Annotated in this window: 14 protein-coding genes; 3 read left to right on the top strand and 11 right to left on the bottom strand. The window is 72.8% G+C overall.

Annotation, left to right across the window (positions count from 1 at the left end; translation table 11 throughout):
* Positions 1–11: 11 nt before the first annotated feature.
* Positions 12–437: a DoxX family protein gene (locus ACIBK9_RS44265; protein WP_358282726.1), complete on the top strand. Its 426-nt coding sequence runs from the start codon at positions 12–14 to the stop codon at positions 435–437.
* 31 nt (positions 438–468) lie between these two features.
* Here the strand turns inward: ACIBK9_RS44265 and ACIBK9_RS44270 are convergent, their stop codons facing one another.
* The 7 genes from ACIBK9_RS44270 to ACIBK9_RS44300 form a co-directional block, all read right to left on the bottom strand.
* Positions 469–2,181 (bottom strand): substrate-binding and VWA domain-containing protein, encoded by a 1,713-nt coding sequence (locus ACIBK9_RS44270; RefSeq protein ID WP_397165015.1) that lies wholly within the window; start codon positions 2,179–2,181, stop codon positions 469–471.
* Positions 2,182–2,297: 116 nt separating this feature from the next.
* The gene (locus ACIBK9_RS44275) at positions 2,298–4,850 is read right to left on the bottom strand and encodes a bifunctional FO biosynthesis protein CofGH (protein ID WP_397165016.1); all 2,553 of its coding nucleotides are present in this window, start codon (positions 4,848–4,850) and stop codon (positions 2,298–2,300) included.
* Positions 4,851–4,901: 51 nt separating this feature from the next.
* Positions 4,902–5,795, bottom strand: coding sequence for a DNA-3-methyladenine glycosylase 2 family protein (locus ACIBK9_RS44280; protein ID WP_358282624.1), 894 nt, complete (start codon positions 5,793–5,795; stop codon positions 4,902–4,904).
* A gap of 63 nt (positions 5,796–5,858) precedes the next feature.
* Positions 5,859–6,950, bottom strand: a complete 1,092-nt coding sequence (locus ACIBK9_RS44285; protein ID WP_397165018.1) for a sugar phosphate nucleotidyltransferase — start codon at positions 6,948–6,950, stop codon at positions 5,859–5,861.
* Positions 6,951–6,970: 20 nt separating this feature from the next.
* The gene (locus tag ACIBK9_RS44290; protein WP_358282620.1) at positions 6,971–8,089 is read right to left on the bottom strand and encodes a glycosyltransferase family 1 protein; all 1,119 of its coding nucleotides are present in this window, start codon (positions 8,087–8,089) and stop codon (positions 6,971–6,973) included.
* A gap of 97 nt (positions 8,090–8,186) precedes the next feature.
* Positions 8,187–9,095: a lysylphosphatidylglycerol synthase domain-containing protein gene (locus tag ACIBK9_RS44295; protein ID WP_352349216.1), complete on the bottom strand. Its 909-nt coding sequence runs from the start codon at positions 9,093–9,095 to the stop codon at positions 8,187–8,189.
* A complete protein-coding gene (locus tag ACIBK9_RS44300; RefSeq protein ID WP_358282616.1) occupies positions 9,092–9,919 on the bottom strand; it encodes a class I SAM-dependent methyltransferase in 828 nt (275 codons plus the stop codon). Before ACIBK9_RS44300 ends, ACIBK9_RS44295 begins: the two co-directional genes overlap by 4 nt.
* Positions 9,920–10,009: 90 nt before the next feature.
* Between ACIBK9_RS44300 and ACIBK9_RS44305 the strand changes: the two genes are divergently transcribed.
* Entirely contained in the window at positions 10,010–10,969 is a 960-nt protein-coding gene (locus tag ACIBK9_RS44305) for a YbhN family protein (RefSeq protein WP_397165020.1), read from the top strand.
* Here ACIBK9_RS44305 and ACIBK9_RS44310 read toward each other — a convergent pair.
* The 4 genes from ACIBK9_RS44310 to ACIBK9_RS44325 are packed head-to-tail and all read right to left on the bottom strand — an operon-like array spanning position 10,870 to position 15,814.
* A complete protein-coding gene (locus ACIBK9_RS44310; RefSeq protein ID WP_397165022.1) occupies positions 10,870–11,934 on the bottom strand; it encodes a glycosyltransferase family 4 protein in 1,065 nt (354 codons plus the stop codon). The two genes, ACIBK9_RS44305 and ACIBK9_RS44310, sit on opposite strands and share 100 nt — an antisense overlap.
* Before the next feature lie 3 nt (positions 11,935–11,937).
* Positions 11,938–12,867, bottom strand: a complete 930-nt coding sequence (locus ACIBK9_RS44315; protein WP_358282610.1) for a glycosyltransferase family 2 protein — start codon at positions 12,865–12,867, stop codon at positions 11,938–11,940.
* 58 nt (positions 12,868–12,925) lie between these two features.
* Complete coding sequence (locus ACIBK9_RS44320; protein ID WP_397165024.1) at positions 12,926–13,753, bottom strand: hypothetical protein; 828 nt, start codon at positions 13,751–13,753, stop codon at positions 12,926–12,928.
* A gap of 33 nt (positions 13,754–13,786) precedes the next feature.
* Entirely contained in the window at positions 13,787–15,814 is a 2,028-nt protein-coding gene (locus ACIBK9_RS44325; protein ID WP_397165025.1) for a glycosyltransferase family 39 protein, read from the bottom strand.
* A 65-nt stretch (positions 15,815–15,879) separates the two neighbouring features.
* Between ACIBK9_RS44325 and ACIBK9_RS44330 the strand changes: the two genes are divergently transcribed.
* Positions 15,880–17,430, top strand: a complete 1,551-nt coding sequence (locus ACIBK9_RS44330) for a hypothetical protein (protein WP_397165027.1) — start codon at positions 15,880–15,882, stop codon at positions 17,428–17,430.
* Positions 17,431–17,439 lie beyond the last annotated feature (9 nt).

A 17,439-nucleotide genomic window follows, 5' to 3' on the forward strand; every position in this document is an offset into this window, starting at 1 on the left:
TGGACAGGCCGATGACCAAGCTTCGTGACGCCGCGCTGTCGCTGTTCCGCATCGTGGTGGGCCTGCTGTTCGCCTGCCACGGGGCCGCCACTCTGTTCGGCGTACTCGGCGGCCCGTACGGCGGAACGACCCCGTCCGTAGGCCAATGGCCCGACTGGTGGGCGGGGGTGATCGAGCTCGGCGCGGGCGGCCTCGTCCTCATCGGGCTCGCCACCCGCGTCGCCGCCCTGCTCTGCTCGGGCACGATGGCCTACGCCTACTTCACCGTCCACCTGCCCAAGGGTCTGTTCCCGTTGCAGAACGGGGGCGAGACCGCGGCCATGTTCTCGTGGTCGTTCCTGATGCTGGCGCTGCTCGGCAGCGGCGCGTGGTCGCTGGACAAGCTCGTGTCCCGCTTCACCCACCGCGGCGAGAACGCCACCGTGCACCAGATGTAGGCCGAGGGGGTGCCGGGCGACCGGCATCCCCTCAGGCGGCCGGCTTGCAGGTGGGATGGCAGAGCCTGCGGGCCAGCGCGCCGAGGAAGACGTCGATGATCTCCCCAGGCTCCTGCGCCTCGTGCAGCGAGCCGTTCGTGGCCGCCGCGATCTGCGACAGGCTGCCGCGGTCCACGTCCTTGCCGAACGCGATGATGACGATCTGGACGGGCTTGTCCGGGTCCCACTCCTTCCGCAGGGCGTCGAGCAGCCGCGGGAGCTTGATCCCCTTGCCGTCGTCCTTGCCGGCGGTGATCACCAGCAGCGTGTTGTTCATGTCGTCGCGGTAGTCGCCGCTCATCCTGCGGAACCCGGCCAGCATCGCGTCGTAGAGCGAGCTGTCCAGGTCGGGGTGCGGGGCGATCGTGCTGGTCAGCTCGTCGAGGACGCTGCGCCGCAGCACCTGGCCCGACTCCGGCTCGCTGATCGGGCCGAGGCTGACCCGCTGCCGGTAGCTGCGGAGGTTCCCCACCTTGTCGGCGAACTCCCACATGCCCATGTGCGTGGAGTTCGGGAAGAGCTGCAGCCCGATCTTGGCCGCGGCCAGCGCGATGCGCACCTTCGTACTGCCGTTCAGCGGCTCGGCCATGTGCTTGGAGGTGTCGGCCAGCACGAGGATGTTGGTCGGCGGCGCCAGCCTGCTCCAGGCGCGCAGCGCCTCGTCGATGTCCTGCTGCGACACCGACGGCCTGGTCTTCGGCGCCTCCGACGGGAGCTGCGACCCGGTCAGGAGCGGCCCCAGCCGGCCGTCGCCCGACCTGAACCCGGCCCGCCGGACGATCTCCTGGGCCTGGCCCCCCTTCAGCCAGTCGGCGAAGGCGGTGGACGCCTCCGCGACGTCGGGATCGGCCGCCGTGACGACGTAGGGATAGTCGAGGTCGATCGTGCCCTCGCGCGGGTGCAGCGCGACGACCGGGTCGGGCGAGGGCACCCGGTTGTGGTTCCACACCGACTGCTCAGGGACGATGACCACCGGCCGCTGCCAGAACCCGCGGTCGTCCACGGCGTCCAGCATGCTGCGGTAGTCGGGCGCCGACCCGGCCTGCGCCCAGCGGACGAACGCCGTCAGCGCCTTGTCGGCGTCCGGCCCGGTGCCCACGACGTCCCTGGCCGCGGCCACGGTCGCGATCCCCGCGCCCACCAGCGACGGGTCGGGCACCCGTACCACGTCGGGCTCGCCCGAGCTGGGCGTCAGCCGCCCGCGCACGGTCGGCGGGAAGACCATCCGCCAGTTCATCTCGGTCCCGCCGACCGAGAAGCGCCGGGCCAGCGACGAGCGCGTGGCGAACACCAGCGGCGAGGTGGCCACCACGGTCTCCCCCGCGGGCAGCGAGCTCGCGCCCTGGCTGCGGGCCAGCCTGATCCAGGCCGAGGAGTCGGCGATCCAGCCGTCGGGACGTTCGCGCAGCACGCCGGCCCGGTCGCCGATCAGCGTGCGCAGCACGGTGGCCGACGGCTGCTCGGTCACCTGGACCAGCACGCACCGCCCGCCGACCGACGCCCTGGTCTCGTTGAAGCGTCCGGCGGCCTCCATGACCGCCGGCGCCACGTCCACGGCGGCGGCCACGCTGACCAGAACAGGATCTCGTGACACGCACAGGGCGGGACCGCCGCCGAGCACCACGTACAGGCTGCCGGCGGCGACGGCCACGGCGGCGAGGCCGGCCAGCATGCCCCGTTGGAGCGCCTTCCTGCGTCGCTGCACGGGAGGCAGCGCGGCACGGTGTCGACCCAACCGCACGATGAACCTCTCTCCAGTGGAGTGATGATTCTTCCAGTGCCTCCCATACCGGGCGCAACCCTTGTTAGAACTTGTTACAACTATGCCATCGGCAAGATTCTTCTCACGCTCTGGCACACCCCGTCGCTCGCCTGCGCGGCGGCCAGCCGTTCGGCCGTGGGACTGCCGTATTCGGTGGTGCGCTGGCGTACCGGCCGGCCGGTGACCTCGACCATCTCGCGCAGCTCGCTGATCGTCTTGTACGAGCCGTTCTCCGAGCCCGCCATCCGGCTGATCGTCTCCTCCATGAGCGTGCCGCCGAGGTCGTTCACGCCGCCCCGGAGCACCTGGCGGCACAGGTCGTCCTGGAGCTTGACCCAGGAGCACTGGATGTTGGAGATCGCGCCGTGCAGCAGGATCCTGGCCAGGGCGTGCACCGCGCGGTTCTCCTGGGCGGTGGGGCCGGGCCGGGCGATGCCGGCCAGGTAGATCGGGGCGCTGGTGTGCACGAACGGCAGCAGCACGAACTCCGAGAACCCGCCGGTCTGCTCCTGCAGCCGCCTGATCAGCTTGATGTGCCTGACCCAGTGCAGGTGGTGGTCCACGTGGCCGTACATCATCGTGGACGTCGTCGGGATGCCGACCTCGTGGGCCGTGGTGATGACCTCGATCCACTCCTTGGCCGGCAGCTTGCCCTTGGTCAGCACCCAGCGCACGTCGTCGTCGAGGATCTCGGCCGCCGTGCCGGGCAGCGAGTCCACCCCGGCCTCCTTGGCCGCCTCCAGCCAGTCGCGTATAGACAGGTTCGTCCTGGAGGCTCCGTTGATGACCTCCATCGGGGAGAACGCGTGCACGTGCATGCCGGGCGTCCTGGCCTTGACCGCCCTGGCGATGTCGAAGTACGCGGTTCCCGGCAGGTCGGGATGGATGCCGCCCTGCATGCACACCTCGGTCGCGCCCGCCGCCCACGCCTCCTCGGCCCGGTCGGCCACCTGGTCCAGGCTGAGCGTGTACGCGTCGGCGTCGGTCCTGCGCTGGGCGAAGGCGCAGAAGCGGCAGCCGGTGTAGCAGACGTTGGTGAAGTTGATGTTCCGGTTGACGACGTAGGTGACCTCGTCGCCGACGGCCTGCGCGCGCAGCGCGTCGGCGATGGCCGCCAGCTCGTCCAGCGCCTCGCCCTCCGCGCCCAGCAGCGCGACGGCCTCGGCGTCGGTCAGCCCGGCGGGGTCGGCCTCGGCCCGCCGGAGCGCCTGCCGCACGTCGCTCGGCGTCGAGGCGGCGATCGGGCCGAGGCGTTCGCGCAGGGCCGTCCAGTCGCCGTAGACGTGGTCGAAGTCGTCGCGCCGGTCGTTCGCCCGGCCGGTGGTGTCCACCTCGACGTGCAGGTCCACCCGGCCGGCGGCGGTGAACCCGCCGTCCGGCTCCTGCCAGGGACGGCCCTGCGGCACGGCGTCCTCGCGGGCGAGCCCGGTGCCGGGGTCGGCCAGGGCCTCGACGTGCGCGAACAGCCGCGGGTCCAGCCAGGGCTCGCCGGCCCGCACGTACTCGGGGTAGATCGTCAGGCGTTCCCGCAGGTCGAAGCCGGATTCGGCGGTGCGCGCCGCCAGGTCGTCGATCTGCGGCCAGGGGCGTTCGGGGTTCACGTGGTCGGGGGTCAGGGGCGAGACGCCGCCCCAGTCGTCGATGCCGGCGCGGATCATGAGCGCGTACTCGGAGTCGACCAGGTTGGGCGGGGCCTGGAGGCGTACGCGGGGGCCGAGGACCAGGCGCGCGACGGCGATCGTGGCCGCGAGCTCGTGCAGGTCGGCGTCCGGCAGGCCGCGCATGGCCGTGTCCGGCTTGGCGCGGAAGTTCTGGACGATGACCTCCTGGATGCCGCCGTACTCGCGGGCCACCTTCCGGACGGCGAAGATCGACTCGGCCCGGTCCTCGACGGTCTCGCCGATGCCGATGAGGATCCCGGTCGTGAACGGCACGTTGCTGCGGCCGGCGTCCTCCAGCACGCGCAGCCGTACCGCCGGGTCCTTGTCGGGGGAGCCGTAGTGCGGCTGCCCCTTCTCCTCGAACAGCCGCCGCGAGGTGGTCTCCAGCATCATGCCCATCGACGGCGCGACCGGCTTGAGCCGCTGCAGGTCACGCCAGCTCAGCACACCGGGGTTGAGGTGCGGCAGCAGCCCGGTCTCCTCCAGCACCAGGATGGCCATGGCTCGCACGTAGGACAACGTGTCGTCATAGCCGTGCGCGTCCAGCCACTCGCGGGCCTGGTGCCAGCGGTCCTCCGGCCGGTCCCCCAACGTGAACAGGGCCTCCTTGCAGCCCATCGCCGCGCCCTGCCGGGCGATCTCCAGCACCTCGTCCGGGCTCAGGAAGGCCGACTCCAGCTTGTGCGGCGCGGTCGCGAACGTGCAGTAGCCGCAACGGTCCCGGCACAACCTGGTCAGCGGGATGAACACCTTCCTGCTGTAGGTGATCACCCCTTCCCTGCCGGCGGCCTTCAGTCCGGCGTCGCGCACGCGGGAGGCGTGGTCGAGCAGCGCGTCGAGCTGCTCGCCGCGCGCGTGCAGCAGCACGACGGCCTCGGTGAGGTCGAGCGCCTTGCCGTCACGGGCACGGGCGAGGGCACGGCGAAGCGCGGAATCACTGACAAGACTCATAGAGGCACAGTACGCACCCCTGAGTTCGTGACGCGCACTCAGGGCGGGATGTCAGAAGGAGCGGTAGTCGCGCGCGGCCATCCGCGGCCCGCGCGCGGGCGGTCGCAGACCGCTGAGCCAGACGAGCACCGTCGCCCGGTGCCGATGCCCCCGGTACGGCTCCAGCAGCCGCATCATCCCCTGGTCGTCGGTCTTCTCCCCGGTCAGCGCGTAGCCGACCAGCTTGGCCAGGTGGAAGTCCCCCACGCTCACCGCGTCGGCGTCGCCGAAGACCCGCTGGCGCACCTCGGCCGACGTCCAGACGCCGATGCCGGGCAGGGCCCGCAGCAGCCGGTCGAGCTCGTCCGTGGTGGCCGCGGCCTCCAGCTTGGCGGCGTGCCAGGCGGCGTTGGCGATCGTCCGGGCCCGGACGGCCTCCGCGCCCGCCCGGTGCCAGTGCCAGCTCGGGATCTGCCGCCACACGACCGGCTCGGGCGGCACCCGCATGCCGTCGGGGGCCGGGCCGGGGGCGGGCTCGCCGTAGTGGCGCAGCAGGTAGCGCCAGGCCCGCCACGCCTCCCGGCCGACCACCTTCTGCTCCAGCACCGCGGGCACCAGCGCCTCCATGACCCGCCCGGTACGCCCGATGCGCAGCCCCGCGTGCTTGCGCGCCACGTCCGCCAGCACGTCGTGCCGGACGCGGAAGCCGGAGACGTCGTCGAGCGCGCCGAGCAGGGCGGGCAGGGTCTCCAGCGACCATCCGGCGCCCGGCCCCCACGCCTGGGCCCGCACGGCCGCGGCCGTCACGGTCACCCGCAGCGTGCTCGGGCCGTCTGGGGTGCGGCAGGCGCGCCAGATCGAGCCGTCGGAGGTGCGGCGCCAGGCGGGATCGCCGGTGCCGCGCCGGTGGGGGCCGAGGGCCAGCTCCACGTCGAGCGGCCCGTCGGGCTCCCACCTGCGTTCCATCACATGTCCAGTCTGCCGCGCGGCGGCGGGTGGTCGCTCACCCGCGCGGCCCCGGCGGGCGGGTCAGACGTCGCTGGAGTAGCGGACCGCGCGCTCGGGCAGCTCGACGCCCGGCCAGACGCGCACCCCGCCCTGCAGCTCGTTGCCCGGCCCGACCACCGCGCCGTCACCGATCACCGCGTCGCGCACGACCGTGCCGGCGCAGATCCGGGCGCCCTTGCCCACGACCGAGTCGCTCACCGTGGCGCCCGCCTCGACGACGCTGTCGTCGCACAACACCGAGCCCACCACGGACGCGCCCGCCTCGACGACAGCCCGCGCGCCGACGGCGGTGCCGCCCTGGACCTTGGCCTCGGCCGAGATCTTCGCCCCGGCGAGGGCGAGGTGCTCGCCCTGCGGGCCGGGCAGCGCCGGCGAGTCGAGCCGCCCGAGCACCAGGTCGCGCGAGCCCTTCACGAACGCGGCCGGCGTGCCCACGTCGAGCCAGTACGTGCGGTCGGCGTAGCCCAGCACCAGCTCGCCGGAGTCGATGAGCCCGGGGAACGTCTCGCGCTCCACGGAGACGACCTCGCCGCGCGGGATCGAGTCGATCACCGAGCGGGTGAAGACGTAGCAGCCGGCGTTGATGCGGTTGGTGACCGGGTTGGGGGTCTTCTCCAGGAACGCGGTCACCCGTCCGGACTCGTCGGTCGGCACGCAGCCGAACCGCGTCGGGTCGTCCACCTCCGTCAGGTGGAGCGTCACGGCGGCGCCGCGCTCGCAGTGGGTGCGCACCTGGTCGCCGATGTCGTGGCCGGACAGGATGTCGCCGTTGAGGATGAGCACCGGGTCGGAGGGCCCGCCGGTGAGCGCCTCGGCGGCGTTGCGGATGGCCCCGCCGGTGCCGAGCGGCGTCTCCTCGGTCATGTATTCGAGCGAGAGCCCGAGTGCCGACCCGTCACCGAAGGCGGGCTCGAACATCGCCGCCTTGTACGAGGTCGCGAACACGATCCGGCGCACGCCGAAGGACCGGGCACGGGCGAGTTGGTGGGCCAGGAACGGCACTCCGGCGGTCGGCAGCAGCGGCTTGGGCGTGCCCAGTGTCAGCGGACGCAGGCGTGTGCCCTGCCCCCCGACCAGGAGGATCGCCTCGAGGTCTGGCAAAGAGCTCTCCATCACTCCGTGAGAGTAGCGAACTATTCGATTGCGCGTTGATAAGAGTTGAGATGCGCCTCCGCCGAGGCCTCCCAGGTGAATTCGCGTGCCCGCGCCCGCCCGGCCTCCTGCAACTGCCGCCTCCGGTCGGCGGAGGCGAGCAGTTCGCCCAGGGCGTCGGCGATGCTGTCCGCGTCCGGCTCAGTGTAGGCGACGGCGTCGCCGCCCACCTCGGGCAGCGAGGTGCGGTGGCTGGTGAGGACGGCCGCGCCGCAGGCCATGGCCTCCAGCACCGGCATGCCGAAGCCCTCGCCCCGGGAGGGGAACGCCACGACGAGCGCACCGCCCAGGAACCCCGGCAGATCGGGCGCGCGCAGGTATCCCGGCCTGATCACCCGGACGGTGGCCTCGACCTCGCGGCAGGCGGCGTCGACGTCGTCCTCGTGCACGCCGCCGCCGAGCACCAGCGCGGGCGGCGTCTCCAGCCGCTTGACGGCGGCGGCGAAGCCGCGGATCAGGTTGGGCACGTTCTTGCGGGGGTCGAGGTTGCCGAGGAAGGCCACGTACGGCTGGCCGCGCAGCCCGCACCTGATGGCCGCCCGGCGCACCTCGTCCTCGCTCGGCGGGTGGAACTGGGCGAGGTCGACGCCGTGGTAGGCGACGTCGATGCGGGTGGGGTCGGCCGACAACACGCGGACCAGCTCGTCCCTGGTCGCCTTGGACGGCACGATGACACGCTGGGCGTGCCGGACGGCGGTGCGCGTGGCCGAGCGGAAGAACGCGGCCCTGGCCGGGCTGTGCTGCTCGGGCTCGGTGAACCAGGTCACGTCGTGCACCGTCACGACGGTCGGCAGGCCGGAGCGCAGCGGCATGGAGTAGTAGGGGGCGTGGATGACCTCGGCCCCCGTCTGGCGGGCGAGCAGCGGCACGCCGGTCTGCTCCCAGGCGAGCCGGGCGGCCCGGTTGGTGATGGCGACGGGGCCGGGGACGACACGGGCCGAAGGCGCCAGCCGCTGGTACCTTTCCGCTTCCGCACGCTGGCAGACCACGACCAGATCGGTCCCTGCCTGGTGGAGCGCGGCCACGAGCCCGTCCACGTACCGGATCAACGCACCACGGTCGGCGGGGACCGCGGCGGCATCGACGAGCACTCGAGGCATTACGTGGATCTTCTCCCCTCAAGATCGACGTGGGACCTGGCAAGTCCCCCCTCTTTGCTTCAGCTTATGACCACCCTCCCCCAAATCGTGGGCCAAATCACACCGAGTCGCGACGTGCGGCAATTCCCGCCATACCTGCGCAGATCAGGTCACCGAGGATGATGACGATGCGGGAGCAGAGGGCCACCGCGATGGCCGCGCCGCTGTCGAGCACGGGGGCGAGCACCGCCACCATCGCCAGCTCGCGCACCCCCGCCCCGGCCGGCACGACGAAGGTCACGATGCCCAGGCACCACGACAGCGCGAAGGCCCCGACGGCGAACAGCAGGCCGCCCTGCGGCGCGACGAAGTAGAAGTGCACGCCGTAGGCCGTCCAGCCGGCCAGCGCCCAGCCGAGCGCGGTGAGCATGCCGCGCCGGGTGAGCGGGCGTTCCAGGGGCTCGCGCTTCAGCCTGCGCAGGCCGAAGCCGATCACGCCGTTGACGACCTTGGGCTCCAGCAGCACCAGCAGCAGCGGGATGAACAGCAGCACCCAGCCGAACCGGTGCCAGCCGAGCGTGACCAGCGTGACCAGCAGACCGCTGGCGATCTGGACGGGCATCATCAGGAAGAACGCCGCGGCGCTGCGCGGACGCGGCACGCCGAGGTCGCGGCCCATCTCCATCTGGGCGAGCACCGGCCAGACCGCGCCGGGGATGTACTTGCCGAGCTGGCCGACGAAGAACACCTTGGCGGCCGGCCGCAGCGGCAGCGGCGAGCCCAGGTCGGCCAGCAGCGTGCGCCAGGTGAGCATGGCCCCGAGCAGCGCGGCGACCACGGCGACGAGCGACCCGGCCAGTGCCGGCCACGACAGCCGGGCGAACCCGGCGACCACGGCGTCCCACTGCCTGGCCACCGCCCACGCGCCGAAGGCGAGCGCGACGGCGAGGAAGCCGAAGCGCAGCAGCCGGCGCGGCAGCGACCGCTTGGGGATCGCGCTCGCGCCGGTCTCGTCCACGAGGCTCACAGCGGCAGGACCCGCTCGGGCGGCTGCGGCAGCGCCGGCCCCGCGGGCCTGCGCGGGGTCTTGGTGGCCACCCACAGGTACGTCGGCACGACGGGCAGCAGCAGCCGCAGCACCTCGCGCGGCGCGCGGGCCAGCACGGCCTTGACCAGCCGGCCCGGCAGGCCGGGGAACAGCTCCGACCCGGCGAACCTGGTCGGCGTGGCCAGCACCGGGAACGTGTAGTCCCAGACGTGGAAGGCGCGCAACATCCGGCGCAGCCCCCGCCGGGTCCTGAACCGCTCGTAGTAGTGGTCGGCCCGGCCGAAGGCGCGCACGTAACGGTCGGCCAGCGCGGGCGGCAGGTACGACAGGAACGGCAGCTTGTAGTGGGGCTCGACGACCCCGAGCCGGTTGCCGAGCCCGAGGTAGAGCACCCCGGTGTCGGACAGCACGCGGTGCATCTCGGCCACCACGGCGTCGGGGTCGACCACGTGCTCGTAGATGTGGTTGAACACCAGCACGTCGATCGACCCGTCGGGGAAGGGCAGCGCCGTGCCGTCGCCGCAGACGAACGCCACCCGCTCGCCGAACCGGTCGGCGGCCTTGCGCAGCCCCGGCACGTCGATGTCGATGCCCAGCGTGTGCTTGGCCCCGGCCTGGGCCAGCTCGTCGGCGATGAACCCGGCCGAGCAGCCGACGTCGCCCACGGTCAGCCCGCCGAGCGGCCCCTGGAAGTGCTCCAGCACGGCGATGATCTTCGCGGCCTTGCGGCGGCGTTTGTCCTCGTCGAGCATGGCCGACTGGAATTCGGAGTACTCGAGCTGCGCGACCCGTTGCTTGCCCACGTCGCCCAACAGTACCCGCGCCGCGGGCCTCGGCAGGCTGACCTGGCCCACATGCTGGCTCTCCCCCGGGCTCCCGCGTAGCCTGGGCTGATGTTGCGCCGCCTGCTGCGCGTCCTGCTCGCGCTGGTCGCCCTCGCCTTCCTCGGCTACGGCCTGGCGCGGAACTGGCACGACACCACGCAGGCCCTCTCCAGGCTGTCGCCGTGGGCGGTGCTCGGGGCGTTCGGCGCGGTGCTGGCCGGGCAGGTCTGCATGCTGGCGGCCTGGCGGCAGATCATGGCGGGGCTCGGCACGCGGCTGCCGCTGCGGGTGGCCGGACGGATCATGTTCGTGGGCCAGCTCGGCAAGTACATCCCGGGCGCGGTGTGGGCGTACGCGGCCATGATGGACCTCGGGCGCGACCACGGGAGCCCGCCGCGGCGCACGTTCGCCACGATCTCGCTCGGGCTGGTGGTCAACCTGGGCGTCGGCATCTCGATCGCCGCCGCCACGCTGAGCTCGCACGAGGCCGTCCGGCGGGCCTGGTACGTGGTGCTGCTGGTGCCGGTGATCATCGTGTGCCTGCATCCAAGGGTGCTCACCTGGGGGCTCAACCTGGCGCTGCGCATCGCCCGCAAGGAGCCGCTGGAGAGCGTGCTGCCCGGCCGCACGGTCGTCGTCACGGTGGCCTGGACCGCGCTCGGCTGGTTCGTCTACGGCCTGCACACCTGGCTGCTGTCCGGCCGCCCCGACCTCTACCTGGTGGCGACCGGCGCGTACGCGTTCGCCTGGTGCACCGGCATCCTGGCCTTCGTGGTGCCCGCCGGGGTGGGCGTGCGGGAGGGCGCGCTCGTGCTGGTGCTCGGGCCGGTCATCGGCACCGCTCCGGCCATCGCGGTGGCGATCGTGTCGCGGCTGGCGTTCACGCTGGCCGACGCGGTCGCCGCGGGGGCGGCGTTCCTGCTGGGCCGTCAGAGGCCGAGCAGCGCGCCCGCGTACGCGGCCCAGAACGGCTCGGGATCGACCGCCTTGACCCCCGACCGCAACCTCTCCGGCTCGCCCGAGGCGTAGAAGCGCTCGATCGCCGCGCGCAGCGCCCCGGCGTCGCCCGGCTCGACCAGCAGGCCGTCGACGCCGTCGGTCACGTGGTCGGCCAGCGCGCCCACCCGGGTGGCGATCACCGGCACGCCGTGCTCGTGGCCGAGCCAGACGTTCTGGCTGGCGGTGGCGCTGCGGTACGGCAGCACCAGCGCGTCGGCCGCGGCGAACAGCTTCGGCACGTCGGCGGCGGGGACGTACCCGGGCCGCAGCTCCACCCTGCCGGCCAGGCCCAGCTCGTCGATCAGCGCCTTGGTCTCGTCGAGGCCGCCCCAGAACTCGCCCGCCACGGTCAGCGAGATGCCCTCGGGCAGCGCTCGCAGCAGCAGGTCGAGCCCCTTGTACGGGCGTACCATCCCGAAGAACAACAACCGCCGGCGCACCCCGCCGGACTTCTCGGCCGACGTGGACGGCAGGTGCGGCGGCAGCCCCGCCACCCCGACCGGCCTGCCCGGCGCGAGCCCCCTGGCCAGCTCGGCCTGCTGCTCGGAGTGGGCCAGCACGCCGTCGACCCGCCGCAGCAGCGCCCTCATCAGCGGCTGGTCGTACGGCTTGCGCTCGTGCGGCAGCACGTTGTGGCAGAGCGCGACCGTCCGGGCCTTACCCCCGATCCCGGACAGGATCCCCAGGTACGGAGGAACCTGGACGGAGCTCAGCACCGCCAGCACCACCAGGTCGGCCGTGCGCAACCGGCGTCCCGCCGCGTACCACCCGTCGGGCCGCCGCCAGTCGAGCCGCCGCGCGGTCCGCGGGTAGGGCGTGCCCTCGGGCTCGGAGATCGTCTGCTGCCCGGGGTAGAGGAACGACGGGTACTGGGCCCGCCACGACTCGATCACCACGTCGTGGCCCTGGCCCGCCAGCCGGTGCGCCAGCTCGGTGGTGTGCTGCGCCCCGCCCCCCTTGTACGGATGGGTCGGGCCGACGATCGCGATGCGCACGCGCTATTCCCCCCGCGACCGCACGATCAGGTCGGCCAGCAGCGCCACCGAGCCGATCAGCAGGCCCGACAGGAAGATCATGACGGTGTTGGCCGGGAAGTAGAACGGCTGCCGGATCATGTCCCAGACGCCCTTCACTAGCCCGATCGCCACCAGCCACAGCGCGGGCGGCATGAGCACCTTGAGCGGGTTGAAGTACATGATCATCCGCAGCACCTGCAGGATGTAGCGGTAGGCGTCGGAGACGAAGCTGAACTTCGACTTGCCGGCCCGCTTGGCGTACTCGATGGGCAGGTAGTAGACGTCGTGCTGGTTGGACAGGAACGACAGCGTGATCGTCGTGACGCAGGAGAACCCGGGCGGCAGCAGCCGCAGGTAGGGGCGGGCCACCGACTTGCGGAAGGCGCGCAGCCCCGAGTTCAGGTCGGGGATCTTCTGCCCGGCGAGCTTCTCGGCCACCTTGCGGATCACCCACTTGGCCGGCACCCGCAGGATCTTGTGCGACCCCTCCTCGGTGGTGCGCGCGCCGACGACCTGGTCGACCGTCTGGTCCTTCTCCAGGATCTGGACCAGCTCGGGGATGCGCTCGTTGGGGTAGGTCATGTCGGCGTCGGTCCAGACGACGATCTCGCCCCTGGCCTCCTGCGTGCCGATGCGGCGCACGGTGCCCGAGCCGCCGTTGCGGTGGAAGGCGCGGATGCGCAGGTGGGGGTACTCGGGCGCGGCCTCTTCGAGCCGGGCCAGGGTCTGGTCGGTCGAGCAGTCGTCGACGGCGACCAGCTCGTAGGTGTAGCCGCTGGAGTCCATCGCCCGCGTGATGCGCTCGACCTCGTCGATGACGTGGTCCTGCTCGTTGTAGCAGGGCAGGACGATCGTGACGTACGGCGCTTCTTCCACGGCAGGTCCACTCTTGGGGGTCTCAAGCGTGCTCACGGGGGTCGAGGGTACTCTGCCCCGCTGGAAGCCGAGTCCACATCGACGGGCTTTACGCTCACTTGATCAGCTGTGACCATCCTACGCCGGGCATCCTGAGCATCTCCTGACCCACCGCCTTGGCCCTGGCAGGGTCGTCGAAGCGCACGTACAGCACCTCGGGGATCTCGGCGAGCGTGGGAGGCCGGGCGTCGCTCCGATAGAGCCGGGCCAGCCGCAGCCCGAACGGCTTGTCCTGGAGGAACACCTCGGCCACGCCGTCCAGCTCGCGCAGCCGGGCCACGACGGCGTCGCGCTGCGCCTCGGTCGCCACCGTCCGGCAGGCGGCGTCCTCCTGCCACTGACCGCACATCACGACGGTCAGGTCCGCCTTGCCCCGCCAGAAGTCGGGAATCCGGGGCAGGAGCAGGACGCCCTTCTCCTCGGCCAGCCCCCGCCGGACGGCGTCGTAGTCGGCCGGTCCGCGCACCCCGCCCTCGATCATCGGGATCCAGTTCGCATCGGGGGGCCTGGTCAGGCCCTCGGTGATGATCGCCGTCTGAGCCCAGCGCCGCTCGACCTCGTCGGCGGGCACCAGCGTGGGCGCGACCGCCTCGGGGATCCGCCGGACCAGTGCCAGCACCCGCTCCGCGGTGCCCTGCGGGCAGCCCTGGGTGCCCTCGGTGCACAGCGTGACGGTGAAGCCATCCACGACGGGCAGCGCGCCGACGGGCGGCGGCGAGGGCAGGAGCGAGCGCAGGTGCAGGTACCAGCCGCCCCCGCCGAGCGCCGCCACCAGCAGGACGGCCGCCACGATCATCGCCGCCGTCCTCTGGTGGGCCCTGATCCAGGGCCGTAACCACGGCTCCCGGTCGTCGCCGAACGACAGCTCGTCTGTGTCAGACATGTCCAGAACTATCGCGATACGCCGTGAGCGGGGTCAACCCACCGCCATCCATACGTTCACCCGCAAGGACCACGTCCCGTTGGGCGGGTCCACGAGCGAGCGCTCGTCCTGGCGCGTGACCAGGCCCATGATCTGCCGCGGCGTCCCGTAGGGGGCCACCTGGGCGGGGTCGGCGGCCAGCACGACCGGCACCCGGCCGGCCGCCCTGACCCGCTCGACGGCGGCCCGGACCTCCGGCTCCGCCGCCAGGTCGGGCTCTCCGGGCGGCCGCTTCACCTGCGCCGCCGGACGTCCGCACATCCCGCGGACGAGCTGGGTGAAGCGGTCGCCGGTCACCCGCTCGACGAACAGCACCGACGCCTCGGCCGGAAGCGCCGCGCACATCGACCGGACCGCCGCCGCCTCCCCCCGCTCGACCGGCGTGAACGCGGTGCCGATCGAGGTCACCACCGGCGGCGCGAGCACCAGCAGCACCCCCGCGACCGTCGCCCACCGCCGTACCCGCTCCCGCGGCCACGACCGCTCGCGCAGCCAGCCCAGCCCCCACGCCGCCAGCACGATCAGCCCCGGGATCACGACCGGGACCAGCCGCCGGGAGGCCCACGGCTGGTCGGGGGTGATCTCGGGCCGCAGCAGCGTGGTGATCGTCGTCCAGCCGATCATCGCCAGCGGCAGCAGCCAGACGAACGGCCTGCCGTCGCGCAGCAGCCTGCGCAGCAGCACGGCCGCCGCGACCGTGGCCAGCACGACGGCCGGGATGCCGATGTACCAGGTCACCCAGTGGAGCGAGAGCTCGAAGTAGAGCCGGTCCGCCTGGACGGGCAGGCCGTTGGCCTGCTGGATCTGGGCGATGAACTCGGCCGTGCGGGCGTCCTCGGCGTTCGCGGCCTTCCTGGTCACGGTCTGGAACCAGGGACGGGCGTACAGACCGGCCATCACCAGCACCACCAGCGCGGCCCCCGCCGTCGGCAACCACCGCGGCGGCCGGAACCTGGCCAGCTTGGGCGCGACGGCCACGCCGACCGGCGTGAGCACGAGCACGACCGCGCAGATGAGCAGCAGCGGCACCACGGACCCGGACAGATACTCCAGATACGGACGGGCCAGCACGTACGCCGCCAGCAGCCCGAGCCCCGCCCCCGCCACCAGCCCCGCCAGCAGCGGCAGCCCCACCGCGCCCTGCGGCCTGCCGGAGCGCCGCATCGCGACCAGCAGCCCCGCGTACGCCAGCACCGGCAGCACGTCGCGCAACCCGTCGACCCTGACCAGCACGGCCAGCCCCAGGACCAGCCCGGCCGGCAGCCCCTGCCGCCAGCCGGGCCGCTCGGCCTCGATCGCGTCCTGGGCCAGCGCCAGCCCGCCGAACAGCAGGATCAGCGACGGGATCTCGCTGAACGTCGTGCGCGAGGTGTAGAGGATCGGCAGGCTCACCGCGAACGCCGCCGCCGCGAGCACCGCCCACCGGCCACCGGCCAGCCGCGCCGCCACCCCGGCCACCGTCAGCACGGCCAGCGCCCCCAGCACGGCCGGCACCGCGAACGGCGCCCCCAGCCAGTCGCCGATCGCGAACACCAGCGGCGGCCCCGGCATGAACTGCGGCACCACCCCGCCGTCCACCGCATACGTGCCGACGCTGTGGAAGTACAGGGAGGGGTGGTGGCCGCCGAACGCCGCCGCCTGGTCCGGGATCGGCAGCGAGCCGTGCCCGGCGATCCAGGCGGCGTACTGGGCGTAGGTCGCCGGGTCGCGCCGGACCAGCAGCTGCTCGGAATGCATGACGACGTTGAACACGCCCGACCCGGCGGCCACCGCCACGACCCCCGCCACCTGCCAGGGCGTGGCCTGGACGCCCTGACCCGCGCCCCGCCTCCCGCGCAGGACGCCGCGCGTGCCCGCCCAGCACAGCAGCGCCGCCGCGGGCACTCCGAGCAGCACCGCGGGCAGCGGCGCGAACCGGCCGGCCAGCAGCAGCGGCAGGCCCGCGAGCAGCCAGCCCGCCAGGACGAGCGCGGGCGACACCGACAACGCGGCCAGTACGCGGCCCGATCGATCACGTTCCATCGGTGAGCGAGCGTATCCAACGCCGCGGTCACGGCGTCCGCGGAAACGCGGGTAGCGTACGCGAGGTGCAGGAGGAGCGGGATGACCAGCGGCTGAGACCGGAGCCGCGCGCGGGGGCCCCCGCTCGCGTCCAAGAACCCAAGTGGTTCGCGCGCGTCCGGGAAGCCGGATGGTGGCGGCGGCACGGCTGGTTCGCGCGCGTCCGGGAGGCCGGATGGTGGCGGCGGCACGGCTGGTTCGCCGGGGTCCTGGCGGCCGGTGTGGCCCTGCGCGCGCTCGCCATGCTCGGCTACCGCCCGGCCCTGTGGTTCCCCGACTCCTACACCTACATCGTCACCGTCTTCCGGCCGCGCCCCGACCTGGTGCGCCCGGCGGGCTACTCGATGTTCATGAAGCTCCTGGAGCCCTTCCACGGCTTCTGGGCGGTCACCGCCGCGCAACATCTGCTCGGCCTGGCCACCGGCGTCCTCGTCTACGTGGCCGCGCGCCGGGCCCCGCGCTGGGCGCGCACGCTGGCGGCCGTGCCCGTGCTGCTCGACGCGTACCAGGTCGAGCTGGAGCACCTGCTGGTCTCCGACACGCTGTTCCTGTTCCTGGTCGTGGCCGCCGTGGCGCTGAGTCTGACCGAGAAGCGCGCCACCGTCGCCGCCATCGGCCTGCTGCTGGCCGCCGCCACCCTGACCAGGACCGTCGGCCTGCCGCTCATCGTCGTCCTGGCCTCGTGGTTCGTGCTGCGCAGGCGCGTGGGCCTGGCCGGGGTGCTGCTGGCCGCCGCGCTGGTCCCGGTCATCGCCTACGGCGGCTGGTTCTACGCCGCCCACCACCGCGTCGGCCTGGTGGGCGCGAACGGCGTCTTCCTCTACGCCCGCACGATGTCCTTCGCCGACTGCGCCAGGATGAACCCGCCGGCCGACCTGCGGGTGTTGTGCGACCCCCGTCCGCCGGAGCTGCGCCCGCCGTCGCAGGAGTACATCTGGAGCAAGGACTCCCCGCTGGTGAAGCTGCCGGGAATCACGTTCTCGAAGGCGAACGACGACCTGGCCTCCAGGTTCGCGACCCTCGCCGTCACCAGCCAGCCGCTCGACTACGCGGGCTCGGTGCTGGCCGAGCTGGCCCGCACGTTCGCGTGGGGACGGCCGGTCTACCCCGACGCGGAGGTCTACGCCTACTACGAGTTCCCGGTGACCCCGCCCGGCCCACCTGGCCGCTATCCCGCGCAGGTCGGCGCCGACTATGCCAAGCTCTATGAGCAGGGTGCGATCGGTACGGAGATCGTCGAGCCCTACGCCGGATGGCTGCGGGGCTACCAGAGCGTGGTGCGCCTGCCCGGCCCGGTGCTGCTGGCGCTCCTGCTCGCGCCGCCCGTCGCGGCCGCCGTGCGCCGGGCGCGGGGCCTGCGGCACGCCGGTCCGCCGGCGTGGGCGGCGCCCTGGGCGGCAGCCGTTGTGTTGCTCGTCACACCGCCCGCCGTGGCCGAGTTCGACTACCGGTACGTGCTCCCGGCCGTGCCTCTGGCCTGCCTCGCGGCGGCCCTGAGCGTCCGGCCTGACCTGCGGGGACGGTCAGAAAGCGGGAAAGACTTTGGCAATGATATTCCACGAAATGTCCGGCTCTGAGTATGCTGT

Source organism: Nonomuraea sp. NPDC050227 (assembly GCF_044459705.1).
GTDB lineage: Bacteria > Actinomycetota > Actinomycetes > Streptosporangiales > Streptosporangiaceae > Nonomuraea.